The organism is Saccharopolyspora soli, from assembly GCF_022678645.1.
Taxonomy (GTDB): domain Bacteria; phylum Actinomycetota; class Actinomycetes; order Mycobacteriales; family Pseudonocardiaceae; genus Saccharopolyspora; species Saccharopolyspora soli.
On record NZ_JALBWV010000100.1, the window covers coordinates 1 to 21653 of the forward strand.

The window sequence follows — 21653 nt, forward strand, 5'->3', positions numbered from 1 at the left end:
GGGGGGGGGGGGGGTGGGGGGGGGGGGGGGGGTCGGGGGGGGGGGCCCCCCCCCCCCCCCCCCCCCCCTCCCCCCCCCCCCCCCCCCCCCCGACCAGCGGTGCGCGGGCCGACACCGAGTGTGACCGCGGCGGCGAGATCGGCTTCGGTGTCGACGTCGCACCGCAGCGAGTCCCACGGGCCGAGGAGGGTTTTCGCCCCGGTCTCGGCGTGCGCCTCAGCCGAGCCGGGACCGAACCGGGGATCCAGCGGTCGACCGGGTTCGGCCAGCAGCAGCGTGGTTCCGGTGCCGTGCCGGTCCGGGCAGCACGATCGATCGTCCCCGGCGGCGCTGATCGCGGCCCCGAGGTCCGCGGGCCGCAGCGCGGGCAGATCGGCTTGCAGCGCCCCGATCCGCGACACCGATCCGCGCCGCAGCAACTGGCCGCCGCCATGCCGCAACGCGGCGTTGAGCCCGTCTGCCGGGGTGTCGGCGAGCACCTCGACGCCTTCGGCGGCGAACGCTTCGGTGAGCATCGGGTCGGAGGTGACCACGATGACATCGGCGACGCCGGGCGCCCGGCGCGCGGCGCCAACTGTGTCCAATGCCATCGCGGCGACGAGCTCGGCGTGCTCGGCTGGTCGGCGCGCGCCGACCAGCCGCGATTTCGCCAGGTGCAGCGGTTTGATCGGCACTATGAGGTGCACCCCGGTGCGAACCGGTGCCGGGAGCCGGTCGTGGGGCTGGTCGTAGTCGGCGGTCACAGGTCCATCTTCCCCGCACTGGCACAATGCGCCCTCGCCCCGCTGCGGGGCGGTGGATCCGGCTGGTTGAGGATGAGGTGGGGCGCGGCGGGTAATTTGGCTGGCGCTTGCGACCGGAAAGGGAGTTGCATCGTGGCGGAACCGAAGAGCCTCCGGCGCCAGCGGAGGCAGACCAGTGAAAAGGCCCGGGGCATGGGCAAGTTCTGGCTCGGCCTGGCCCGCGCGGTCTGCTACCCGCTGACCGCGGCGCTGGCCCGCGTCCGGGTGACCGGTCTGCACCACATCCCAGCCGAGGGGCCGGCGTTGCTGGTGTTCAACCACGTCTCCCACTTGGACCCGATCTTCGACGCGGTCACGGTGCACCGCGCCGGGCGGGTGCCCCGGTTCCTGGCGAAGAACACGCTGTGGAACGTGCCGGTGCTCAAGAGCGTGCTGGTCGGCGTCGAGCAGATCCCGGTCTACCGCGGCACCTCCGACGCGCAGAAGAGCCTGCAGGACGCGCACGACGCGTTGCAGCGCGGCAAGGCCATCGTGATCTACCCGGACGGCACCATCACCAAGGACCCGGACGGCTGGCCGATGACGCCGAAGGTCGGGGTGGCCCGGTTGGCGCTGGCCCACGACATCCCGGTGATCCCGGCGGCCAGGTGGGGCACTCGGGAGATCTACGACCACTACAAGAAGCGGTTCCGGCCCTTCCCGCGCAAGACGGTCACCTTCGTCATCGGTGAGCCGCTGGACCTGTCGGCCTACCGCGGCATGGAGCACGACACGCACGCCCTGCGGGAGGCCACGCACCTGGCGATGACCCGCGTGCGAGAGCTGCTCGGCGAGGCCCGCGGCGAGCAGCCGCCTACCGAGTTCTACAGCGCGGCGCGCAAACCTGGTCGGGACAACGATGGCGCTGCCTGAGCGGATCGCCGTCCTGGGCGCTGGTTCCTGGGGCACCACGTTCGCGAAGGTGCTCTCCGACGCGGGCAACGACGTGGTGCTTTGGGCGCGCCGCGCGGAGGTCGCCGCGGCGATCAACGAAACTCGCCGCAATGCCGGATATCTGCCGGACGTCCAACTGCCGTTGGCGCTGCGCGCCACCGATGACGCCGTCGAGGCGATGCACGGCGCCGGTGCTGTTGTGCTCGCAGTGCCCAGCCAAACGCTGCGCGAGAACCTGGCCGGGTGGCAGCCCCTGCTGCCGCCGGAGGCGACGTTGGTGAGCCTCGCCAAGGGCGTGGAGTTGAGCACCCTGAAGCGGATGAGCGAGGTGATCGGCGAGGTCGCCGATGTGCCGATGGAGCACGTCGCGGTGGTCTCCGGTCCCAACCTGGCCAAGGAGATCGCCGCCGAGCAGCCGACCGCGACCGTGGTGGCCTGCCCGGACCACGAACGCGCCGTCGCGCTGCAGCACGCCTGCTCCACGCGGTACTTCCGGCCCTACACCAACACCGATCTGGTCGGCATCGAGATCGCCGGGGCGTGCAAGAACGTGATCGCGTTGGCCTGCGGAATGGCCGCTGGGCTGGGGTTCGGGCACAACACGATGTCCTCGCTGATCACTCGGGGACTGGCCGAAACGACGCGGCTGGGCGTCGCGCTGGGCGCCGACCCGATGACGTTCGCCGGTCTCGCCGGGCTGGGCGATCTGGTCGCCACGTCCATGTCCCCGCTGTCGCGCAACCGGACTTTCGGCGAGCGACTGGGCCGCGGCGAGACCGTGGCGCAGGCGCAGGCCGCGGCGCACGGACAGGTTTCCGAGGGCGTCAAGTCGTGCTCGTCGATCCGGCAGCTGGCGGCGCGGCACGGGGTGGAGATGCCGATCACCGATGTGGTGCACCGGGTCTGCCACGAAGGACTGGCACCGGCACCGGCGGCGGCCGAACTGCTCGGGCGCGAACGCAAGCCGGAATGAGCGCTGGGGCAGCGCATCTGATCGAGTAGGAGAGTTGTGACGACATCGGATCTTGGCGACGGCACGCGGTGCGTGCGCGGCGGGCACCCGGAACCGGTCAGCGGGACGCCGCTGCTGCCCGGCCCGGTGTTCGCGGCTCCGTTCCACCTGGGCGAGGACTTCCAGGGCGGCGATTTCTACGGGCGCGCGGGCAATCCCACCTGGCGTGCGCTGGAGTCGGCGATCGGTGACCTCGACGGCGGGCACTGCGTCCTGCTGCCCTCCGGCATGGCCGCGATCAGCACCGTGCTGCGCGCGGTGCTGCGCACCGGCGATGCGCTGGTCCTGCCCAGCGACGGGTATTACGCGACGCGCCAGCTGGTGCGCGACGAGTTGACCGAGTTGAAGCTGGACGTCCGGGAGATCGCCACGCCCGGTCCGTGGCACGACGACGTTTTCGCCGGGGTTCGCCTGGTGCTGCTGGAAACCCCGTCGAACCCCGGTCTCGACGTGTGCGACATCGCCGAACTGGCCGAACGAGCGCATGCTGCGGGTGCGCTGCTCGCGGTGGACAACACCACGGCGACGCCGCTGGGGCAGCGTCCGCTGGAACTGGGCGCGGACATCGTCGTCGCCAGCGACACCAAGGCGTTGTCCGGGCACAGCGATCTGCTGCTGGGGCACGTTTCGGTCCGCGACGCGGAATTGGCGCAGCGGCTGGTGCGGGCGCGGACGCTGTCCGGCGCCATTCCCGGTCCGTTCGAAACCTGGCTGGTGCACCGCAGCATGGGCACGCTCGACCTGCGCCTGGCTCGGCAGGCCGAGAACGCCGCCGCTCTCGTCGAAGCGCTGCGCGATCATCCGGCGGTTTCCGGGCTGCGTTGGCCCGGTGCCGCGGACGATCCGTCGCACGATCTCGCACGGCGGCAGATGCGCCGCTGGGGCGGGGTGTTCCGGTTCGAGCTGGCCGATGCCGCGGCCGTCGAGGAATTCGTCCGGCGCAGCCGCCTGGTCGTGGCGGCGACCAGCTTCGGCGGCCTGCACAGCACGGTCGACCGCCGAGCCCAGTGGGGAGACCCGGTCCCGGACGGCTTCGTCCGCTTCTCCGCGGGCTGCGAGGACCCGGCCGACCTCGTCGCCGACGTCCGCCAAGCCCTGGGCTGATAGACACCGTTTCAGAAGTGGCTTGCGTGGCGGAACCTCGGCGGTGCGAGCTGAGTCCACACCGCACGCGGTTGCGCCGCTTCTGAAACAAACCCCTGGTGGAACACTTCGGTGTGAGATGTCGCGGCTCGGGTTGACCCGCGGCGGGGTTGGCTGGTTCAGTTTGCGTCGTGTTGTTGCGCGCTATGACTGATCGACGGGGTCACATCGACCTGCGCCGGGTCGCGAGCGCGCTCTGTCTGTGTTCTTCGTGTTGATCGATTCCCGTAATTGCCGGGTTGCTGCGGCGCGTCGCCGCGTGCCTGGAGCTCATCACGATCCCGAAGGACATCTCCCGTGTTCGCCGTTCCGCCGAATACCGTTGCCGCACCTGCCGATCTCAGCATCGCGCACCCGGTCCGCATCGCCCGTGAACTCGCCGCCGACCGCGCCTCGTGGACGCACCTGCTGCGCTACGACCCGGACGAGCGCTGGGTGGGTCTGCTCGCACGCGCCGCGAGCTACGAGGCGTGGCTGCTGAGCTGGCTGCCCGGCCAGCACACCGACCTGCACGACCACGGCGGCTCCACCGGTGCCTTCACCGTGGTCTCCGGCACCTTGACCGAGCGCGTCATCCAGCGCGGTTCCACCGAGGTGCTGCACCCGCTGGTCGCCGGGCAGTCGCGGGTCTTCGGGCCGAACTACGTGCACCAGGTGCACAACAACGGCCCGGACCCGGCGGTCAGCATCCACGTCTACCGCCCCACCCGAGCCCGGATGACGCGCTACACCCACGACCCCGTCACCGGACAGGTGACCAGTGATGGGCGCCTTCGACCGGCATAGTCGGTCGAAGGTGCCCTTCACTCACTGCGTTCTGCCGTGCAGGCGGCGGAGTTGTTGGGCTGCCGTGGCCCGGTCGCGTGGACCGTCCCTTTTGATCAGTCGTCGGGCCACCGAGTCCTGCAGGGCGGCGGACTTGTTGTCGCCGTACTTGAACTTCGCGGTCACCGATTCGACATGCACGATCACGCCGCGAATGCCCTTGAGCATCCGGTGGAACGGACCGTCGTGGGCGGTCACCTCGGCCGTCCCGCCAGCGGGCTGGAAGTGCTCGATCTGCCGTTGCAGCAACGCGGCCTTGACATCGGGGTCGTCCACCAGCTCGGCCGTGCCCGAGAGTTGCACGCTGGCGTAGTGGCTCGTCGGCACGCCCGATGTGGGCGGGGTGTCCGCCTCGACCCGCCACGGGCCGGGGATGTAGGCGTAGTCGTCCACAATCGACAGCACGCAGTGCGGATCGTGCTCCAGCGCGCGCCAGATCGGGTTGGGCCGCGCCAGGTGCAGCAGGACGCGGTCGTCGTGCAGCGCGAAATGCACCGGCTGCACCACAGGGCGCCGATCCGGGTCCACGGCGACGAGTTGGCCGAAGTCGTGCCCGTCGGCCAGCCATTGCCGCCACTCCTGCTCGTCGAGCGCCGAATCCCAGGGGTGGACCAGCATTTCAGACCTCCGACGTGCGTTTTGCGAAGTGCAGTGCCGGGATCACGTACCCGGAACCCAGGTAGCGGCGCTGCGTCCCGTGATGACGGTCATGCCGGGTACTCCCGCTCGGTCACGTGCGGCGGAACTTCGAACTTCGGCGGCAGATCCGCCGAAGGTTCCGGCGCACCCCACTGCGTGCGCAGCGGGAGCACGCCCGCCCATGCCTTGTCCGCCTCGACGTCCTCGACGTCGTCGCTCGGGCCGCCGGTGCGGATCTTCACCGCCGCCTCGGCGAGGTCGACGGCGAGGACCGCGGTGGCGGCCAACTCCCGCTTGTTCGGCTGCCGCGCGTGCTCCCACGAGCCGGGGGCGAGTTGGTCGGTGATCACCCGCAACGCCCGCCACTTCTCGTCGGCGTCGACGACGTCCCGCGCCCGCCCGTGGATCATCGCGGACCGGTAGTTCACGGAGTGGTGGAACAGCGAACGCGCGTAGACGATCCCGTCGAGGTGGGTCACCGTGACGCAGACCTCGACGCCTCCGGCGGCCTCGCGCAGGCTCCGCGCCCCGGTCGAGCCGTGCACGTAGAGCGTGTCGCCGCTCCGGCCGTAACCGGTGGGCAGCACCCTGGGTGAGTCGTCGACGAGCAGCCCGAGGTGGCAGATCAGGCCAGCGTCCAGAATGGCGTGCAGGTCGCTGCGCTCGGTGCGCGCCTTCGCGCTGCCGCGGCGGACGGTGGTCCGGTCGGTGGTGGAGAGCTGTCGGGTCACGTCGAACAGGATCTTCCAACAAGTGGCATTATCGAAGTGCCAATCAGGGAGATTTTCGAAATGCCACATTCCGTGCCCGCGGCGAGTTCACCGCTGCTGGAGCTCGCCATCGACCTCCACCGCGACGATCCGCGCCCGCTAGCCGTGCAACTCGCTGACGCGCTGCGCCACGCGGCGACGATCGGCCAGCTCCGCGACGGTGATCGCCTGCCGTCGACGCGAGCGCTCGCGCGCCACCTGGTGGTGAGCCGCACCGTGACGGCCGCGGCTTACGAGCAGTTGCACGCCGAGGGCTGGATCGCGGGTCGGCACGGTTCGGGGACCTACGTCACCACGAGTCCACCCGGTTCGCGGTCCAGCACCACCGCCGGGGGCAAGCGCGGCGAGCCGCAGCCGGATGAACAGATGGTGGTGCTGACACCCGGCGTGCCTTGGGCGGAAGGCGTCGACCGGGCGGCGTGGCGCCGCGCCTGGCGTGCGGCGGCTGACACGGAGCCGGACTGGCGGCCGCACCGCGCGGGTTTGGTCGAGTACCGGGAAGCCGTCGTCGAGCACCTGCTGCGGCACCGCGGCCTGGTCGTCGGCGGCCTGACCGTGGACAACGTGCTGGCGACCGGCGGCACCACGTCGGCTGTGGTGGAGTTGTCGTCCGCAGTGCTCCCGCGCGGTGCCGCCGTCGCGGTGGAGGAACCTGGTTACCAGCGCGCGGTCGGTGCTCTCCGGTCGACGGGCGTGCGGGTGGTACCGGCGCCGGTCGATCACGCGGGCATCGTGGTCGACGCCATCCCGAGCGGGGTGCAGGCGGTCTACTGCTCGCCCGCGCACCAGTACCCGATTGGCGGTCGGCTGCCCGCGGAACGCCGGATCGCTCTGGTGGAGCGGGCGCGCACCGAGAACTGGTTGATCGTCGAGGACGACTACGACGGCGAACTCCGCTACGACGTGGCGCCGCTGCCGGTGCTCGCCTCGATGGCCCCGGACGTCGTCGTGCACCTCGGCACGACCAGCAAGATCCTCACCCCGACGCTGGGGGTCGGCTGGATGCTGGCTCCCGAGGCGGTCGCCACTGCCGTGCTGGAGCACCGGGACCGCACCGGCACCGGCCCAGCCCCCGCCGGTCAACGCGTCCTGGTGGAGCTCGCCCGGCACGGCGACCTGGGGCGGCACCTGCGGCGGCTGCGGCGGGAGCTCTCCCAACGGCGGGCCCTCGTGGTGGACGGGCTGGCCGCCGAGGGTGTCGAAGTGTTCGGAGACCGCGCCGGGGCGCACGTCGTGTTGCCGTTGCCGGATGCGGAAACCGAGCAGCGGGTGATCGCGCTGGCCGACGAGCGCGGCCTGGTGCTCGACGGGCTGCGACGACACCACTGCGGTCCGCAGCAGTGGTTCGGACTCGCGCTCGGCTACGCCGCGTGCACGCGCGGTGAACTGGAACGGGCGTTGCCGATTTTGGCCCGATTGTGCGGCGAAAGGTGAACCATCTCTGCGCTTCGCAGCCGACGTGCGGTGCCCACCCACGGGCGATTTCGAGGACAGGATGCGCGGGTCCGCTGACGCGCAGCCAGCGAGGCGGCCTTTGTGGCCCGGTCCGTTGGCAGGCCAGGTATGGTCCCGCGCATGACACAGCGCAAGATCCGGGTGGCGGTCGTCTTCGGCGGGCGCAGCACCGAACACGGCATTTCCTGCGTGTCCGCCGGTAGCGTGCTATCGCACCTGGACCGGGACCGCTTCGAGGTCGTGCCGGTCGGCATCACCCGCGAGGGCGCGTGGGTGCTGGGCACCGACGACCCGAAGCAGCTGGAGATCCAGGACCGCCGGGAACCCGAGGTCGTGGCGAACACCGCCATCGCGCTGCCCGGCGATCCCACCCGGCGCGAGCTGGTGCTGCTGGAGCCGGGCCGGGGCGGCGAGGTGCTGTCGTCGGTGGACGTGGTGTTCCCGGTGTTGCACGGTGCCTTCGGTGAGGACGGCACCATCCAGGGGCTGCTGGAGATGGCCGACGTGCCCTACGTCGGGCCGGGCGTGCTGTCCAGCGCCGTGTCGATGGACAAGGAGTACACCAAGAAGCTGCTCGCCGCGGCGGGCTTGGCGGTTGGCCGCTACGAGGTGCTGCGGCGCAACCAGTCCACACTGGATGACCAGCAGCGCGAACGGCTCGGGCTGCCGGTGTTCGTCAAGCCCGCGCGGGCCGGGTCATCGCTGGGCATCACGAAGGTCACCGACTGGGCCGAACTGGACGCGGCGATCACCGAAGCGCGGCGCACCGACCCGAAGGTGATCATCGAGTCGGCGGTGGTCGGCCGCGAGATCGAGTGCGGTGTGCTGGAGTTCCCGGACGGCCGGGTCGAGGCGTCGCAGCCCGCCGAACTGCGGGTGACCGGTGAATCCGACTGGTACGACTACGAATCCAAGTACCTGGACGACGTCACCGAATTCGACATCCCGGCGAAGATCGGCGACGACGCGATCGAGCAGCTGCGCGCCACCGCGGTGCGGGCCTTCCAAGCCCTGGAGTGCCAGGGCCTCGCGCGGGTGGACTTCTTCCTCGCCGAGGACGGCGAACTGATCGTCAACGAGGTCAACACGATGCCGGGCTTCACGTCGATCTCGCTGTACCCGAGGATGTGGGCGCACACCGGCATCGACTACCCGACCCTGCTGAGCACGCTCGTCGACACGGCCATCACCCGAGGTACCGGCCTCCGCTGACGTGGCGGGCCGATTTTAGAGGCTGTTTTCGACTCGTTTTGCGTGGCGGTGCGAGTAGGTGGGCTGAGCGGCTTCGCCACTTCAAAAACAAGACCAAAGACAGGCGCTTAGGAAATTTGGGAAGGCGACCGGAGCCGGTCAGGGGAACACGGGTTGCTTCGGGAGGGTTTTGCGGAGGATCTGGGAGAGGTCCTGGAGCGGTCCCGTGCCGGTGTCCTGGGGCGCGCTCAGGGCGATGTAGACCGGGCGGTCGACGGCCAGCCACGACGTGTCGCCGCCCTGGTTGATCTCCAGCCAGCTGACCCCGGAGACGTCCAGCAGCTGCGCCGTCGGCGTCAGCTCCGCTGGCGCGTCGATGCCGCAGCGCACCATCACCGGGTCGTGCTCCGCATCTCCCCACGCGACGGCCGCCGCTGGCGCTGGCTCCGCCAGCGCTCGGCGCGGCACGAGCTCGCCGCCTACGGCGAGCTCGCCCGGCAGCGCCGCGAGCACCGCCGCGCACTCCGGCGTGGCCGCCTTCGGTGCTGGGACCGGCGCGAGCGCCAGCGGTCCGGTCCGCCGGGCCTGCTCGGCCGCTGTCGCGGCCTGCTGCGCCTGGTGTTCGCCGTACCAGCCGTAGGCGCCGATCCCGACGACCGCCAGGGCGAGTAGCGCACCGAGCGCGATCGCCACGATCAACACCGGCCGGGGCACTCCGGTCGCTGATTGGTGAACCACGTCGTCCACTACAGCACGGCCGCCGCTGGCTGTTGGAAGCGGGCCGCGCACGTCGGGGTGAAGGGCGCGGGGCCGTGCTCGGCAGTCACGGCCCGTCCGGGCACCCTGGGATCTACTACAGGTGCACCACGGGACAGGTCAGGGTCCGGGTGATGCCCTCCACGTTCTGGATCCGCGCGACGACCATCTTGCCGAGCTGGTCGACGTTCTCGGCTTCGGCGCGCACGATCACGTCATACGGACCGGTGACGTCCTCGGCGCTGATCACACCGGGCGAACCGGCGATCTCGGCGGCCACCGCGGCCGCCTTGCCGACTTCGGTTTGGATGAGGATGTAAGCCTGAACCACGGCGTGCCCCTTCGTCTTGCCGATGTGCTCGGGGTAGGAAACTGGCAGAAAGCTACCCCATCTGACCGAGCAGATGCTCAAGGAAGGAAGGTCCCAGTTGGGTCCTGATTCGTCGCAGGACGCACAGACCGTTTCCCAGTTGGGTGAGTTCGGTCTCATCGATCGAGTAACGGCCGGGCGCGCGCAGTCGCCGGGCACGTTACTGGGGCCGGGCGACGACGCCGCGGTCCTGGCGGCGCCGGACGGCCGGGTGGTGGCCACCACCGACGTGCTGGTGGAACAGGTGCACTTCCGTTTCGACTGGTCGACACCGCACCAGGTCGGCCGCAAGGCGGTGGCGGTGAACCTCTCCGACATCGCCGCGATGGGCGCGGTGCCCACCGGCCTGCTGGTGGGGCTGGGCTGCTCGCCGGAGTTGCCCACGAACGTGGTCGACGAGTTGGTCGCGGGCATGTGGGAAGAGGCACAGCAGGTCGGCATCGGCATCGTCGGTGGCGATGTGGTGTCGGCAACCGCACTCACGATTTCCATCACAGCGCTGGGCGACCTGCAGGGCCGCGCCCCGGTGACCCGCGCTGGCGCGCGTCCGGGCGACGTCGTCGCGGTGGCCGGTCGGCTCGGCTGGTCGGCCGCCGGGTTGGCCGTGCTGGGGCGGGGTTTCCGCTCCCCGGTCGCGGTGGTCGGCGCGCATCGCGTCCCGGAGCCGCCGTACGCGGCCGGTCCGCAGGCGGCGGTCGCCGGGGCGACGTCCATGGTGGACACCTCGGACGGGCTGCTCGCCGATCTCGGCCACATCGCCGAGGCGTCGCAGGTGGCCATCGACATCCACACCGATCAGGTGGACGTGCCGCAGCGGCTGACCGAGGTGGCCTCTGCGCTGGGCGCCGACGCCCGGCACTGGGTGCTCACCGGCGGCGAGGACCAGGCGCTCGCCGCGACGTTCCCGCCCGGCCGTCCGCTTCCGGAGGGCTGGCGGGCCATCGGTGTGGTCGCGGAAGGTTCCGGTGTCACAGTGGACGGTGGCGAGTACGAGGGATCCTCGGGCTGGCAGCATTGGCGCTGAACGCGAAGAACCCCGATGCGCCGCAGCTCATCGGGGTTCTTCGCGTTCAGCGGCGTCAGGTCGTTGAGGGCGTCGTCGCTGCTGACGGCGCGTCCTGCATCAGCGGCTTCTTCGCCGTCTCCTTCATCAGCAGGATCGGTCCGAGCGCCACCAGCGCCGCGGCCATCAGGTAGAACGCCGGGAAGAAGTTGTTCCCGGTCGACTTGACCACCGCGTCGTTGACCAACGGGGCGGTTCCGCCGAAGGCCGCCGTCGAGATGTTGTAGCCGATGCAGAAGGCCGCGTAGCGGACCTTGGTCGGGAACATCGCCGGTAGTGTCGCCGCCAGCGGTCCGATCAGCTGCACGTGCCCGATCGCCAGCAGCGCCAGGCCGCACACCGTGGTCAACACGGTGCCCTGCGAGATCAGCAGGAACGCCGGGATCGGCAGCACGAGGAAGCAGATCGCCGCGGACAGGAACAGCGGCTTGCGGCCGACCCTGTCCGACAGCGCACCGACCGGCGTGATGATCACCAGCATGAACACCACGGTGAGCAGCAGCGGGATCAGCACCTGGTACTCCTGACCGTCCGGCACGTCGAGCGTGTCCTTCAGGTACGTCTCCATGTAGGTCAGGATGGTGTAGTTGGCGATGTTGATCAGCACCACGATGCCCATCAGGATCAGCAGCTGCCGCCACCATTCGCTGATCAGGTCCCTCAGCGGCGACTTGGCCACCTGGTGGGTCGCTTCCAGGTTCTTGAACGCCGGGGTGTCTTCCAGTTTGCTCCGCAGGTAGAGCCCGACGCCGCCGAGCGGACCGGCGATCAGGAACGGAATGCGCCAGCCCCAGGTTTCCATCGACGTGCTGTCCAGATTCAGGATCAGGATGGTCGGCACCAGCGCGCCGAATCCGAATCCGACCAATGTGCCGAATTCCAACCAACTGCCCCAGAAGCCGCGTCGGCGGTCCGGTGCGAACTCGGCGATGTAGGTGGCCGCGCCACCGTATTCGCCGCCGGTGGAGAAGCCCTGCAACAGTCGGCACAGCAGCAACAGCATCGGCGCGAAGATGCCGATGGCACTGTAGGTGGGCAGCAATCCGATGACGAACGTCGAGCCCGACATCAGCAGGATCGTCACCGCCAGCACCTTCTGCCTGCCGATCCGGTCGCCCAGCGGCCCGAAGAAGAGGCTCCCCAGCGGTCGGAACAGGAAGGAGATGGCGAAGACGCCGAAGGCCGAGACCGTCTCCAACGGGCCGGGGAAGAACTGGTGGCCGACGTATGCGGCCACGTAGGCGTATACGCCGAAGTCGTACCACTCCGTGCAGTTGCCGATTGCCGCCGCGCCGACCGCGCGGCGCAGCAGTGAGCGCTGTTCGGCAGATGTTTCGGCTGTTTCCTGCGAAGTCATGAGTTTTCGGCCCACCTCCGGGTCATGCCATCCACGGCCGTGGTGATTCGGAACCCCGGAGAACCTAGCCGAGCGGCCAGAGGGAGGCCACCAAAAGCCGGGGATTGTGCATTCCGATGTTATTTCCTTTATGCAAAAGGTCACTGATCGAGCGGTCCGCCCGTTGTCCCGCAGCGTCACTGATTTGGCAGTCGAATTAGCCGGATGACGGGCGAAAATGATGCTTTCGTGCGGCGCCTGGATACTGGCCGGGGCATATCGGCTGTCTCGTTACCCGATCGAGTGTGATTTAAGACACATTGACTCCTCGTAAGTTGGATGTCGGGGTGGCCGCGAGGTTGATCTCGACGGCTCGCTAAGGTGCTGCCATGGCCGCACGTCCGCTGCACGAGCTCGTGGAGGCCGGGTGGGCGCAGGCCCTGGAACCGGTCGCCGATCAGATCAAGACGATGGGCGAGTTCCTGCGCGCCGAGGTCGCTGCGGGCCGGACCTACCTGCCGGACCCGAAGTACGTGCTGCGCGCCTTCGAGCAGCCGTTCCACGACGTGCGGGTGCTGATCGTCGGCCAGGACCCGTACCCGACGCCCGGACATCCGGTCGGGCTGAGCTTCTCCGTCGCGCCCGGTGTCGCGCCGCCGCGCAGCCTGGTCAACATCTTCCAGGAGTACACCCAGGACCTCGGCCACCCCATGCCGACCAGCGGGGACCTCACGCCGTGGACCGAGCACGGCGTGCTGCTGCTCAACCGGGCGTTGACGGTCCGGCCCGGCAAACCCGGCTCGCACCGCGGCAAGGGTTGGGAGGAAGTCACCGCGCAGGCCATCCGCGCGCTGGCCGCCCGCGAGGAGCCGCTGGTGGCGATCTTGTGGGGACGCGACGCCCGTGATCTGCGCCCGCTGATGCCCGGTGTGGAATGCATCGAGTCGCCGCACCCCAGCCCGATGTCGGCGGACCGCGGTTTCTTCGGTTCCCGCCCGTTCAGCCGGGCCAACGAGATCCTGACCCAGGGCGGCGCCGAGCCGATCGACTGGAAGCTGCCCTGACTGGCGTTTTGCCTGCTCGCGGCGTATGGATTTCGATCCCGCCCGGTCGTACATTGACCCTTGCCGGAAGATGCGCTCGGGGCGGAAGAAGGCTCGTCATGCCAGCCCGGCGGAACAGCAGCGACCTGCGATGCCTGGTCCGCAGGATATTTCCGGGCGCGAACCCGCTGCGGCGGCGCACCGACTACTTCGAACCGATCGCGTTGCTGGCTGTCGTGCTGATCGCCGTGGTCACCGTGGTGCTGGCGATTTCCATGGCGCAGGCGGAACTGCGCAGTCGGCTCATCGAGGTGGAGCGGGAACAGGTCGGTAAGCACCAGGTCGTGGCGACCGTCGTCGCCGAAGTCGACAACGCGACCACCGCCCACCGGGCGGTCGCGGTGCGCTGGGGTCAACCGCCGGACGAACACTTCGCCGTCGTGAACCTACCGGCGCGCGCTCCGGCAACCGGCACCGTGCCGGTGTGGCTGGACCAGCAGGGCCAGTTGACCGCGCCGCCGCTGACCCGCGCCGAGGCCACGCAGGCCGCCGGACTCGCCGGTGCGGGCGTGCTGATCGGATCGGCGCTGGTCACCACCGTGGGGCTGACCGGTGCCCGGCTGTGGGTCACTCGGCGGCGGCTCGCCGCCTGGGCCGCCGAATGGGAGAAGGTCGGCCCGCAGTGGCGCAACCACGCCTCCTAGCGGACCGACGCCTCGAGGCGCGTGCGCCGGGCGATCACCGCGCGAAATCGGCAACACCGCCGGGCGTACCGAAACGCAGAAAACCCCGAGGCGTTCGGCCTCGGGGTTCCGTTGCGCGCAGTCGCGTCAGCCGCGGACGACCTTCCCGGCCTTCAAGCACGAGGTGCACACGTTCATGCGCTTGCGCTGCGAAAGACCGATCTTGGCGTGCACGGTCTGAATGTTCGGGTTCCACCGGCGCCTGGTCTTCCGGTGGGAGTGCGAGACCGAGTTGCCGAAGCCTGGTCCCTTGCCGCAGACGTCGCAGACGGCAGCCACGTCAGACACCCCTTACTTTGCTTGACGGTTACAGCGATGAGAGCCACGCAAGCGCGCGACACCCGAGTGAGGGCACTCGCGTGAGAGCTTGCTGTCCACCGCCGAGGACGGCGGCCTGAGCCCGGAGAACCCGGTTGCCCGGGGTCATCGCCACCCTGGGACCGGATCAGTGTAGCCCACCGCCAGCGACACCCCCGGTGGTGGGGCCGATGCCCGAGCGGGCGGCTACTAGTCTCGGACAATCCGATCGTAGGTGACTGCGTGGGAGGTCCCGGGTGTTGCGGACGCTGAACGCGGCGGCTGCCCGCAGGTGGGCCGACCTGGCCCTGGCCGCGCTGATCGCCGAGCGCGATGCCATCGACCGGATCAACGTCTACCCGGTCGCCGACGGTGACACCGGCACCAACTTGCTGCACACGATGCGCGCGGCGGTCGAAACGCTCGACGCGGCCGAGCCGGACACCCTCGGCGGGGTGCTCGCCGCGCTGTCCAAGGGCGCGCTCGGCGGAGCGTGCGGGAATTCCGGGGTGCTGTTGTCGCAGACCCTGCGCGGTGTTGCCGAGCAGCTCCGCGACGTCGTGGAGGCGGATGGTCGGGCACTGCGGGCAGCGCTCGTCCGCGCCGACGAGCTGGCCAGGCAGGCTGTCGCCGAACCTGTTGAAGGAACGGTGCTATCGGTCTTGCATGCTGCTTCGCGTGCGGCGGCGGCATCGGATCAACTCGATTTGGTCGTGCACAACGCGACCCGCGCCGCCGTCAGCGCACTCGCCGCGACGCCTACCCAGCTTCCCGTGCTTGCCGAGGCCGGAGTCGTTGACGCTGGGGGGCGCGGCTTGGTGATCGTGCTCGACGCGTTGCACGCGGTGGTGCGCGACGGCGAGCGGCTCGCGCCGAAGGTGCTGGTCCTGGGCGAGTCGGCCGTGTTGGAGCACGAGTCGCAGTACGAGTACGAGGTCATGTACCTGCTGGCCGACACCGATCAAGATCGCGCGTTGGCGCTGCGGGACGTGCTGCGCGGCATCGGCGACTGCGTGTCCGTGGTCGGCGACGGCGTGGGTTCCTGGGCGGTGCACGTGCACTGCGACGACATCGGGGCGGCGATCGAGTCGGGCATCGAGACCGGACGGGTGCACAAGATCAAGGTCACCAGGTTCGCCGACCAGCAGGCCGCGTTCGCGCGGGATGTCGCGGTGCTCGCCTGCGTTCCCAGCGGTGCGCTGGGGGAGTTGTTCGCCGCCGAGGGAGCCGACGTGCTGGTCGTCGGCTCGGAGTTGACAGCGGAACGGCTTCGCGCGGCCTTCGATTCGACCGGTGCGGCGCATGTCGTGGTGCTGCCCAACGACGTCGCCACGGCGGCGGTCGTGGAACAGGTCGGGTTGACCGGCGAGGGACAGGACGTGGTCGTGGTGCCGACGGCATCGCCGGTGCAGGGGTTGGCCGCGCTGGCGGTGCACGACCCGAGCCGACGCCGGGCCGACGATCATGTGTCGATGGCCGAGGCGGCGGCCGCGACCCGCCGTGGCGAGCTGCGCATCGCCGATGCCGAAGCGCTGACCTGGGTCGGGCGTTGCCGACCCGGCGACGTGCTCGGGCTGATCGACGGCGAGGTGGTGCTCATCGGCGGCGACGTGCTGGCCGTCGCGCGGGACCTAACGACCCGACTGCTGTCCACCGGAGGCGAGTTGGCGACCGCGCTGGTCCACGCCGATGCCCCGGCGGAGCTGTCGGACGCCCTGGCGGACCACCTCCGCCGGGCGCACCCCGAGGTCGAGCTCGCCTGCTACCCCGGCGGCAACCTCGACGCCCTGCTCCTCATCGGCGTCGAGTAATCGTCGTGAGTGGAAAAGGTCGTTCTAGCGGCCATGATCACTCACGAACCTGACAGGAAGGTTTCCTTCCTCGCGGATCTGGCACGAGCTGGGTAGGCGCGTTCGTCGGTGTGCGGAACTTCGCTGCTGGAGATTGAGAAGTGAATGGTGCTAGTTTCATTAGCACCATGTTGTTGTCGTTGGACCTGCACGATCAGCGGCCGTTGCACGAGCAGGCCGCTGATGCCATTCGTCGTGCCATTGCCGACGGCGAGGTCGAACCGGGCGAGCGGTTGCCGCCCGCGCGGGACCTCGCCGTCGCGCTGGAGATCAACGCGAACACCGTGCTGCGGGCACTGCGGGAGCTGCGGGCGGAGGGCTTGTTGGAGTTCCGCCGGGGACGCGGAGTCACCGTGCTGCGCCGACCGGATCCGAAAGCCGGGCTGCGGCAGAAGCTCCGGGAGTTGCTCGCCGAGGCCGAACGCCACGGCTACCGGCCGGACGACGTCATCGAGTGGATCAAGGAGGCGGAATGAGCGACCTCGCCGTTGCGCTCGGTCCCGTTCACTGGGTGCGGGTGTCCCGCGAAGCGCGGGAGGCAGCATGAGCGGCCGAACCCGGTTCCTCGCCACCGCGGTGCTGTGGGTGGTGGCGGTAACGGTCGTGCTGGCGGGCGGGTCGCTGGTGTTCTGGGACCGGTTACCTGATCCGATCGCCTCGCACTGGGGTTTTTCCGGCGCACCAAACGATTCGATGCCGCTCGTCGGGTTCCTGCTCGTCGTGGTCCTCGGCTGGTTGGCGATTTCCATCGGCGCCGTGGTGTTCGGTGCGCGCGACTGGCGGCGGCGGCGCAGCCGGGCCGCCACGGGCGCCACCCTGGCCGCTGCTGGGGTGTTCTTCGCCGGACTCGCGGCGCTCACGGTGTGGGCGAACCTGGACATCGCCGAATGGCGGCAGGCCAGATCGTTGAACTGGCAGGTGCTCCCGATGCTCGCGGCCGCCGGGTTCGCGGGTCGGCTCGGCTGGTTCGTGGGCAATCGCGGCCCGGATGACCAATCCGAGCAGGCCCTCGAATCGGGCACCGAGTTGAACCTGAAGCCCGGCGAACGCGCGGTCTGGTTGTCGTCGGTGTCCAGCCCGGTGCTGCGGACCGTCGGTGGACTCGTGGTGCTCGTCGGTGCGGTGACCCTCGTCCTGCACTCGTGGCAGTTCGCGCTGGCCCCGCTGCTCGCCGGTCTGGCGTGCCTGGCCACGTCGTCCGCGCGGGTGCAGGTCGACGAACGCGGCGTGCGCACGGCGTTCGGACCGCAGCGCTGGCCGGTGCGGCGGATCGGACTGGCACGCATCGACAGCGCGCGGGCGGAAACCCACAGCGCGCTGGAGGTCGGCGGTTGGGGTTACCGGATGCGTCCTGGCACTACCGCGATCATGCTGCGCGGCGGCGAATGCCTGGTCCTGCGGTTGACGTCCGGCCGCGACTTCGTCATCAGCGTCGACCACGCCGAACGCGGTGCCGAACTGGCCAACGCGCTCATCACCGAACGCTCGGCGCTGTGAGGGGAACGATCGTGGCTCGTCGCGTGGCGCTACTGTCGTTGGTGGTCGTCGAGTGGCCAGGAGAGCGCCCAGTGAGTGTCCGAAGCCGATACCTGTGGTTCGTCGGTGGCTGGACCGTGCTCGTCGCGCTGCTGATGGTCGCCGTTCCGCTGGCGTTGCGCGCCCGGCTGCCCGAGCCGATCGCCGTCGAGTGGGCGTCGTCCGGGTCACCCGAGAGCTCCAGCTCGCTGCGCGATTTCCTGTTCGGCAAGCTCGTCTGGTGGCTGGTGGTCGCCGCGGTCTGGAGCGTGTTCGGGGTTCGCGGGGTGCTGCGGCGGCGCGGGCTGGCTTGGGCCGGGGCGGCGTTGGGCGTCTTCGGTTCGCTGATGCTCGGCACCGTCGTACTGACTACCGTGGCCAACCTGGACGCCCCGGACTTCCGGGACGCCGCCGAGCTCACCGGCCAGGGCTGGCTGCTGCTGGCCGGGCCGTTGGCGGGTTGGCTGGGCTGGCGGTTGGGCAGCCGGAGCGCGCAGGAACCGGCCGCCACCGACTGATCGACGGCGTCGGTGCTGTTCGATAATTTGCGGTGTGCCTGCCCGGCTGGACGACCGGTGACGCGGAGGACAAGCAGTGACCACATTGGACGCGAAGCTCGACGGGGTGCTCGGCGCCAAGACCGGCAAAGCGCTCGATTCGGCGCTGGGCCTGGCCACCGTGGGCGACTTGCTGCGGCACTACCCGCGGCGCTACGCCGAACGCGGCGAGCTGACCGCCATCGCCGGCCTGGAGATCGGCGAGCACGCCACCGTGCTGGCGCAGGTGGAGCGGGTCACCAAGCGCACCATGAAGTCGCGCCGGGGCACCATCGTGGAAGCCCGCATCACCGACGGACACCGCTCGCTGAGCTGCACGTTCTTCAACCAGGCGTGGCGGGAGCGCGAGTTGCTGCCCGGTCGGCGCGGGATGTTCGCGGGCAAGGTCACCGCCTACCGAAACCAACTGCAACTGGCGCACCCGGAGTACCAGCTGTTCGACTCGGAGAGCACGGATCTCGGTTCGGCGGCAGAGGAGTTCGCCGCCGCGCTGATCCCGGTCTACCCGGCGGCGCAGGGCTTGCCGTCGTGGTCCATCGGGCGGTGCGTGCGCCAGGTGCTGGACGTCTGGAGCGGCACCGACGACCCGCTGCCGGTGGCGCTGCGCGAGCGGATGGGGCTGGCCGACCTGGAATCGGCGCTGCGCAAGATCCACCGGCCGCAGAACTTCGCCGAAGTGGCGGCTGCGCAGGACCGGTTGAAGTGGGACGAGGCGCTGGCGGTGCAGTTGGTGCTGGCCCAGCTGCGCGGCGCGGCGAAGTCGCACCCGGCACCGGTGTGCCAGCGGCGCGACGACGGGGTGCTGGCCGAGTTCGACCAGCGGATGCCGTTCGAGCTGACCAACGGCCAGCGGGAGATCGGCGAACAGATCGCCGTGGACCTGACCACCGAACACCCGATGAACCGCCTGGTGCAGGGCGAGGTCGGCAGCGGCAAGACGGTGGTCGCGTTGCGCGCGATGCTGCAGGTGGTGGATTCCGGTCGGCAGGCCGCGATGCTCGCACCGACCGAAGTGCTCGCCGCGCAGCACGCCCGCTCGCTGCGCGAACTGCTCGGCGACCTGGCGATGGCCGGGGAGCTCGGCGGTGCGGACAACGCCACCCGCGTCACGCTGCTGACCGGTTCGCTGACCGCGGCGCAGCGCAAGAAGGCATTGCTGGAGGCGGCTTCCGGGGAAGCCGGGATCGTCGTCGGCACGCATGCGCTGATCCAGGACCGGGTTTCGTTCGCGGACCTCGGCTTGGTGGTCGTCGACGAGCAGCACCGGTTCGGTGTTGAGCAGCGCGACGCGCTGCGGGCGCGCGGCGGGGACGAGGTTTCGCCGCACGTGCTCGTCATGACCGCGACGCCGATCCCGCGCACCGTGGCGATGACGGTGTACGGCGACCTGGAAACCTCGGCGCTGCGGGAACTTCCGCAGGGCCGCTCGCCGATCAGCACGAGTGTCGTTCCGGTGGCGGAGAAACCCAGCTGGCTGGATCGGGCCTGGGCGCGCATCCGCGAGGAGGTCGCGGCCGGGCACCAGGTGTACGTGGTGTGCCCGCGGATCGGCGACGACGAGGAGAACTCGGGCAAGGGCAAGAAGAAAGCCGCGAAGTCCGCTGTGGACGACAGCGACGGGGGCGGCGAGGAACCGCCGCCAGAGGACGGCGAGGAGCGGCGGCCGCCGCTGGCGGTGCTCGACGTCGCCGAGCAGTTGGGCGCCGGGCCGTTGGCGGGCCTGCGGGTGGGCATCCTGCACGGTCGGCTGCCCGCCGACGACAAGGACGCGGTGATGCGCGCCTTCGCCGCCGGGGAGCTCGACGTCCTGGTCGCCACCACCGTGGTCGAGGTCGGCGTCAACGTCCCGAACGCCACCGTCATGGTGATCATGGATGCCGACCGGTTCGGCGTCAGCCAGCTGCACCAGTTGCGCGGCCGGGTCGGCCGGGGCAGCGCGCCGGGCCTGTGCCTGCTGGTCACCGACGCGATGGGCGGTACCACCACGCGGGAGCGGCTGGATGCGGTCGCGTCCACCACCGACGGCTTCGAGCTCGCCCGCCTGGACCTGGAGCTGCGCCGCGAAGGCGACATCCTCGGTGCGGCGCAGTCCGGCCGGAAGTCGGGCCTGAAGATGCTGTCGCTGCTGCGCGACGAGGACGTGATCGCCCGGGCCCGCGAGGAAGCCGACCGGCTGATCGGCGCAGACCCCAAGCTTCGCGAGTACCCGGGGCTGGCACGCATGGTTGCCGAGGTCGTCGACGCCGACCGCGCCGAGTACCTGGAGAAGACTTGATCGGCCGTCGTGAGTGCGTAGCCGGGCTGGAGCCCTGTGCGGTATGGCGGACATGGGCACTCACGACCGATTAGTCCTTTGTGGGCAGACATCACGAATTGGGCGGTAGATCAAGGAGAATCCCGCGTTCGCGCGGTCGGGTCGTTGACCGGCGGCGGGCGACCGGTCGTAGATTGGGTTGGCGAATCGCAGCCAGCTACGGGAGAGACGGGTGGTCCAGCAAGCTGTTCGGGTAACACCGGGTACGCACCGGTGGCGCGGCAAGGTTCCGGGGATCACCGCCGGGATGTTGTTCGTCATCGCGTTCATGTGCGCGGTCTCCGCGGTGGGACTGGCGCTGTTCGGGCACGTGCAGCCGGTGCGCAGGTTCGTCGACGACGTGCTGTTCCCGGCGCCGCCGAACCTTGCATATGGCGCTTTTCTGGCGATCCTGGCGGCGGCTCTGAACCGTCGCAAGCGGCTGGCCCTTTGGATCCTGCTGGCGCTTTTGGGCCTGCAGGCATTCGCTGACGTCGTGGTGCTCGTGGCCCTGTCTGACCACGCCCAGACGCTGTGGATGGACGGGATGGGCGCCCGCTACCAGCTGCCGCTGCACCACGTGTGGATCTTCGTGACGAACATCGTGGTCACCGCCATCTTCGCCGGACTGCTCTGGTGGGCGCGCGGCGAGTTCTCCGGTCGCGCCAAGCGTGGCAGCGCGACGTTGGCGGTGACGGTGTTCGTGCTGCTCGTCTCGGTGTTCGTTGGTCTCGGCTACGGCCTGGTGACGGCGTTTCCGGGCTCGCTGGGCGACGCGGCGGAGCGGTTCACCTGGACCGTTGAGCGGGTGCTCGGCGGGGCGGTCGTGTTCGACGTGACGCGTGTCGGGCACGCGCCTGGTTGGGTCAATCTGGTGCTCGGGCTGTTTGGTACGGCGGCGTTGTTCACGGCGCTGTTCCTGCTGTTGCGGGCGCAGCGGTTGGCCGCTGCCCTGCGTCCTGAAGAGGAGCAGCATGTTCGGCGACTGCTCGCGGAGCATGGGGAGCGGGATTCGCTCGGCTACTTCGCCACCCGGCGGGATAAGGCAGTGGTGTTCTCGGACAGTGGCAAGGCTGCGATCACCTACCGGGTGGTCGCCGGGGTCTGCCTGGGCAGCGG

General features: G+C 69.9%; 22 protein-coding genes. 15 read left to right on the forward strand and 7 right to left on the reverse strand.

Annotated elements, in window-relative coordinates:
* Positions 1 to 743, reverse strand: a 743-nt coding sequence (cofC, locus tag MOQ72_RS40890; protein WP_308198057.1) for a 2-phospho-L-lactate guanylyltransferase, incomplete at its 3' end; no start/stop codon positions are given.
* Between the two features lie 132 nt (positions 744 to 875).
* On the opposite strand from cofC, the gene MOQ72_RS40895 reads away from it, so the two are divergent.
* The 4 genes from MOQ72_RS40895 (at position 876) to MOQ72_RS40910 (ending at position 4617) form a co-directional block, all read left to right on the forward strand.
* Positions 876 to 1655: a lysophospholipid acyltransferase family protein gene (locus MOQ72_RS40895; RefSeq protein ID WP_242191367.1), complete on the forward strand. Its 780-nt coding sequence runs from the start codon at positions 876 to 878 to the stop codon at positions 1653 to 1655.
* Positions 1642 to 2649: an NAD(P)H-dependent glycerol-3-phosphate dehydrogenase gene (locus MOQ72_RS40900; RefSeq protein ID WP_242191368.1), complete on the forward strand. Its 1008-nt coding sequence runs from the start codon at positions 1642 to 1644 to the stop codon at positions 2647 to 2649. The genes MOQ72_RS40895 and MOQ72_RS40900 overlap by 14 nt, the downstream gene beginning before the upstream one ends.
* 36 nt (positions 2650 to 2685) lie before the next feature.
* On the forward strand, positions 2686 to 3792 hold the full coding sequence (locus MOQ72_RS40905; RefSeq protein WP_242191369.1) for a cystathionine gamma-lyase: 1107 nt from the start codon (positions 2686 to 2688) through the stop codon (positions 3790 to 3792).
* A 336-nt stretch (positions 3793 to 4128) separates the two neighbouring features.
* Positions 4129 to 4617 (forward strand): cysteine dioxygenase, encoded by a 489-nt coding sequence (locus MOQ72_RS40910; RefSeq protein ID WP_242191370.1) that lies wholly within the window; start codon positions 4129 to 4131, stop codon positions 4615 to 4617.
* 21 nt (positions 4618 to 4638) lie between these two features.
* Here MOQ72_RS40910 and MOQ72_RS40915 read toward each other — a convergent pair whose 3' ends face one another.
* Both MOQ72_RS40915 and MOQ72_RS40920 read right to left on the reverse strand, forming a co-directional pair.
* On the reverse strand, positions 4639 to 5274 hold the full coding sequence (locus MOQ72_RS40915; RefSeq protein ID WP_242191371.1) for an FMN-binding negative transcriptional regulator: 636 nt from the start codon (positions 5272 to 5274) through the stop codon (positions 4639 to 4641).
* Positions 5275 to 5363: 89 nt separating this feature from the next.
* Positions 5364 to 6026: a pyridoxamine 5'-phosphate oxidase family protein gene (locus MOQ72_RS40920; protein WP_242191372.1), complete on the reverse strand. Its 663-nt coding sequence runs from the start codon at positions 6024 to 6026 to the stop codon at positions 5364 to 5366.
* Between the two features lie 60 nt (positions 6027 to 6086).
* Between MOQ72_RS40920 and pdxR the strand changes: the two genes are divergently transcribed.
* Entirely contained in the window at positions 6087 to 7499 is a 1413-nt protein-coding gene (gene pdxR, locus MOQ72_RS40925) for a MocR-like pyridoxine biosynthesis transcription factor PdxR (RefSeq protein WP_242191373.1), read from the forward strand.
* Positions 7500 to 7640: 141 nt separating this feature from the next.
* Positions 7641 to 8732, forward strand: a complete 1092-nt coding sequence (locus tag MOQ72_RS40930; RefSeq protein ID WP_242191374.1) for a D-alanine--D-alanine ligase family protein — start codon at positions 7641 to 7643, stop codon at positions 8730 to 8732.
* Between the two features lie 138 nt (positions 8733 to 8870).
* On the opposite strand, the gene MOQ72_RS40935 is transcribed toward MOQ72_RS40930, so the two are convergent.
* Together MOQ72_RS40935 and MOQ72_RS40940 are read right to left on the reverse strand one after the other, a co-directional pair.
* Entirely contained in the window at positions 8871 to 9449 is a 579-nt protein-coding gene (locus tag MOQ72_RS40935) for a DUF3515 domain-containing protein (protein ID WP_242191375.1), read from the reverse strand.
* Between the two features lie 115 nt (positions 9450 to 9564).
* Positions 9565 to 9798 carry an Lrp/AsnC ligand binding domain-containing protein gene (locus tag MOQ72_RS40940; protein WP_188986267.1) on the reverse strand — a complete coding sequence of 78 codons (234 nt, stop codon included), beginning with the start codon at positions 9796 to 9798 and terminating at the stop codon, positions 9565 to 9567.
* A gap of 97 nt (positions 9799 to 9895) precedes the next feature.
* Here MOQ72_RS40940 and MOQ72_RS40945 point away from each other — a divergent pair, with 97 nt between their 5' ends.
* The gene (locus MOQ72_RS40945) at positions 9896 to 10861 is read left to right on the forward strand and encodes a thiamine-phosphate kinase (protein ID WP_372495644.1); all 966 of its coding nucleotides are present in this window, start codon (positions 9896 to 9898) and stop codon (positions 10859 to 10861) included.
* 55 nt (positions 10862 to 10916) lie between these two features.
* Here MOQ72_RS40945 and MOQ72_RS40950 read toward each other — a convergent pair whose 3' ends face one another.
* Entirely contained in the window at positions 10917 to 12257 is a 1341-nt protein-coding gene (locus MOQ72_RS40950; RefSeq protein WP_242191377.1) for an MFS transporter, read from the reverse strand.
* 368 nt (positions 12258 to 12625) lie between these two features.
* Between MOQ72_RS40950 and MOQ72_RS40955 the strand changes: the two genes are divergently transcribed.
* Together MOQ72_RS40955 and MOQ72_RS40960 are read left to right on the forward strand one after the other, a co-directional pair.
* Positions 12626 to 13300 carry a uracil-DNA glycosylase gene (locus MOQ72_RS40955; protein WP_242191378.1) on the forward strand — a complete coding sequence of 225 codons (675 nt, stop codon included), beginning with the start codon at positions 12626 to 12628 and terminating at the stop codon, positions 13298 to 13300.
* Positions 13301 to 13398: 98 nt separating this feature from the next.
* Entirely contained in the window at positions 13399 to 13983 is a 585-nt protein-coding gene (locus MOQ72_RS40960; protein ID WP_242191379.1) for an Rv1733c family protein, read from the forward strand.
* 126 nt (positions 13984 to 14109) lie between these two features.
* Here the strand turns inward: MOQ72_RS40960 and rpmB are convergent, their stop codons facing one another.
* Positions 14110 to 14301 carry a 50S ribosomal protein L28 gene (gene rpmB, locus MOQ72_RS40965; protein ID WP_242191380.1) on the reverse strand — a complete coding sequence of 64 codons (192 nt, stop codon included), beginning with the start codon at positions 14299 to 14301 and terminating at the stop codon, positions 14110 to 14112.
* A 275-nt stretch (positions 14302 to 14576) separates the two neighbouring features.
* Here rpmB and MOQ72_RS40970 point away from each other — a divergent pair, with 275 nt between their 5' ends.
* The 6 genes from MOQ72_RS40970 to MOQ72_RS40995 all read left to right on the forward strand — a co-directional run.
* Complete coding sequence (locus MOQ72_RS40970) at positions 14577 to 16130, forward strand: DAK2 domain-containing protein (RefSeq protein WP_242191381.1); 1554 nt, start codon at positions 14577 to 14579, stop codon at positions 16128 to 16130.
* Positions 16131 to 16297: 167 nt separating this feature from the next.
* The gene (locus MOQ72_RS40975; protein ID WP_242191382.1) at positions 16298 to 16645 is read left to right on the forward strand and encodes a GntR family transcriptional regulator; all 348 of its coding nucleotides are present in this window, start codon (positions 16298 to 16300) and stop codon (positions 16643 to 16645) included.
* Positions 16646 to 16712: 67 nt separating this feature from the next.
* Positions 16713 to 17666: a DUF1648 domain-containing protein gene (locus MOQ72_RS40980; protein ID WP_242191383.1), complete on the forward strand. Its 954-nt coding sequence runs from the start codon at positions 16713 to 16715 to the stop codon at positions 17664 to 17666.
* A 71-nt stretch (positions 17667 to 17737) separates the two neighbouring features.
* Positions 17738 to 18202: a hypothetical protein gene (locus MOQ72_RS40985; RefSeq protein WP_242191384.1), complete on the forward strand. Its 465-nt coding sequence runs from the start codon at positions 17738 to 17740 to the stop codon at positions 18200 to 18202.
* Positions 18203 to 18278: 76 nt separating this feature from the next.
* Complete coding sequence (recG, locus tag MOQ72_RS40990) at positions 18279 to 20516, forward strand: ATP-dependent DNA helicase RecG (RefSeq protein WP_242191385.1); 2238 nt, start codon at positions 18279 to 18281, stop codon at positions 20514 to 20516.
* A gap of 211 nt (positions 20517 to 20727) precedes the next feature.
* On the forward strand, positions 20728 to 21653 hold a 926-nt coding region (locus MOQ72_RS40995), incomplete at its 3' end, for a phosphatidylglycerol lysyltransferase domain-containing protein (protein WP_242191386.1).

Excerpts from the sequence above, each read along its gene's own strand:
- MOQ72_RS40930 (WP_242191374.1), top strand. The coding sequence starts at position 7,641 with ATGACACAGCGCAAGATCCGGGTGGCGGTCGTCTTCGGCGGGCGCAGC.
- pdxR (WP_242191373.1), top strand. The coding sequence starts at position 6,087 with ATGCCACATTCCGTGCCCGCGGCGAGTTCACCGCTGCTGGAGCTCGCC.
- MOQ72_RS40950 (WP_242191377.1), bottom strand. The coding sequence starts at position 12,257 with ATGACTTCGCAGGAAACAGCCGAAACATCTGCCGAACAGCGCTCACTG.
- MOQ72_RS40960 (WP_242191379.1), top strand. The coding sequence starts at position 13,399 with ATGCCAGCCCGGCGGAACAGCAGCGACCTGCGATGCCTGGTCCGCAGG.
- MOQ72_RS40900 (WP_242191368.1), top strand. The coding sequence starts at position 1,642 with ATGGCGCTGCCTGAGCGGATCGCCGTCCTGGGCGCTGGTTCCTGGGGC.
- MOQ72_RS40980 (WP_242191383.1), top strand. The coding sequence starts at position 16,713 with ATGAGCGGCCGAACCCGGTTCCTCGCCACCGCGGTGCTGTGGGTGGTG.
- MOQ72_RS40975 (WP_242191382.1), top strand. The coding sequence starts at position 16,298 with ATGTTGTTGTCGTTGGACCTGCACGATCAGCGGCCGTTGCACGAGCAG.
- MOQ72_RS40955 (WP_242191378.1), top strand. The coding sequence starts at position 12,626 with ATGGCCGCACGTCCGCTGCACGAGCTCGTGGAGGCCGGGTGGGCGCAG.
- MOQ72_RS40915 (WP_242191371.1), bottom strand. The coding sequence starts at position 5,274 with ATGCTGGTCCACCCCTGGGATTCGGCGCTCGACGAGCAGGAGTGGCGG.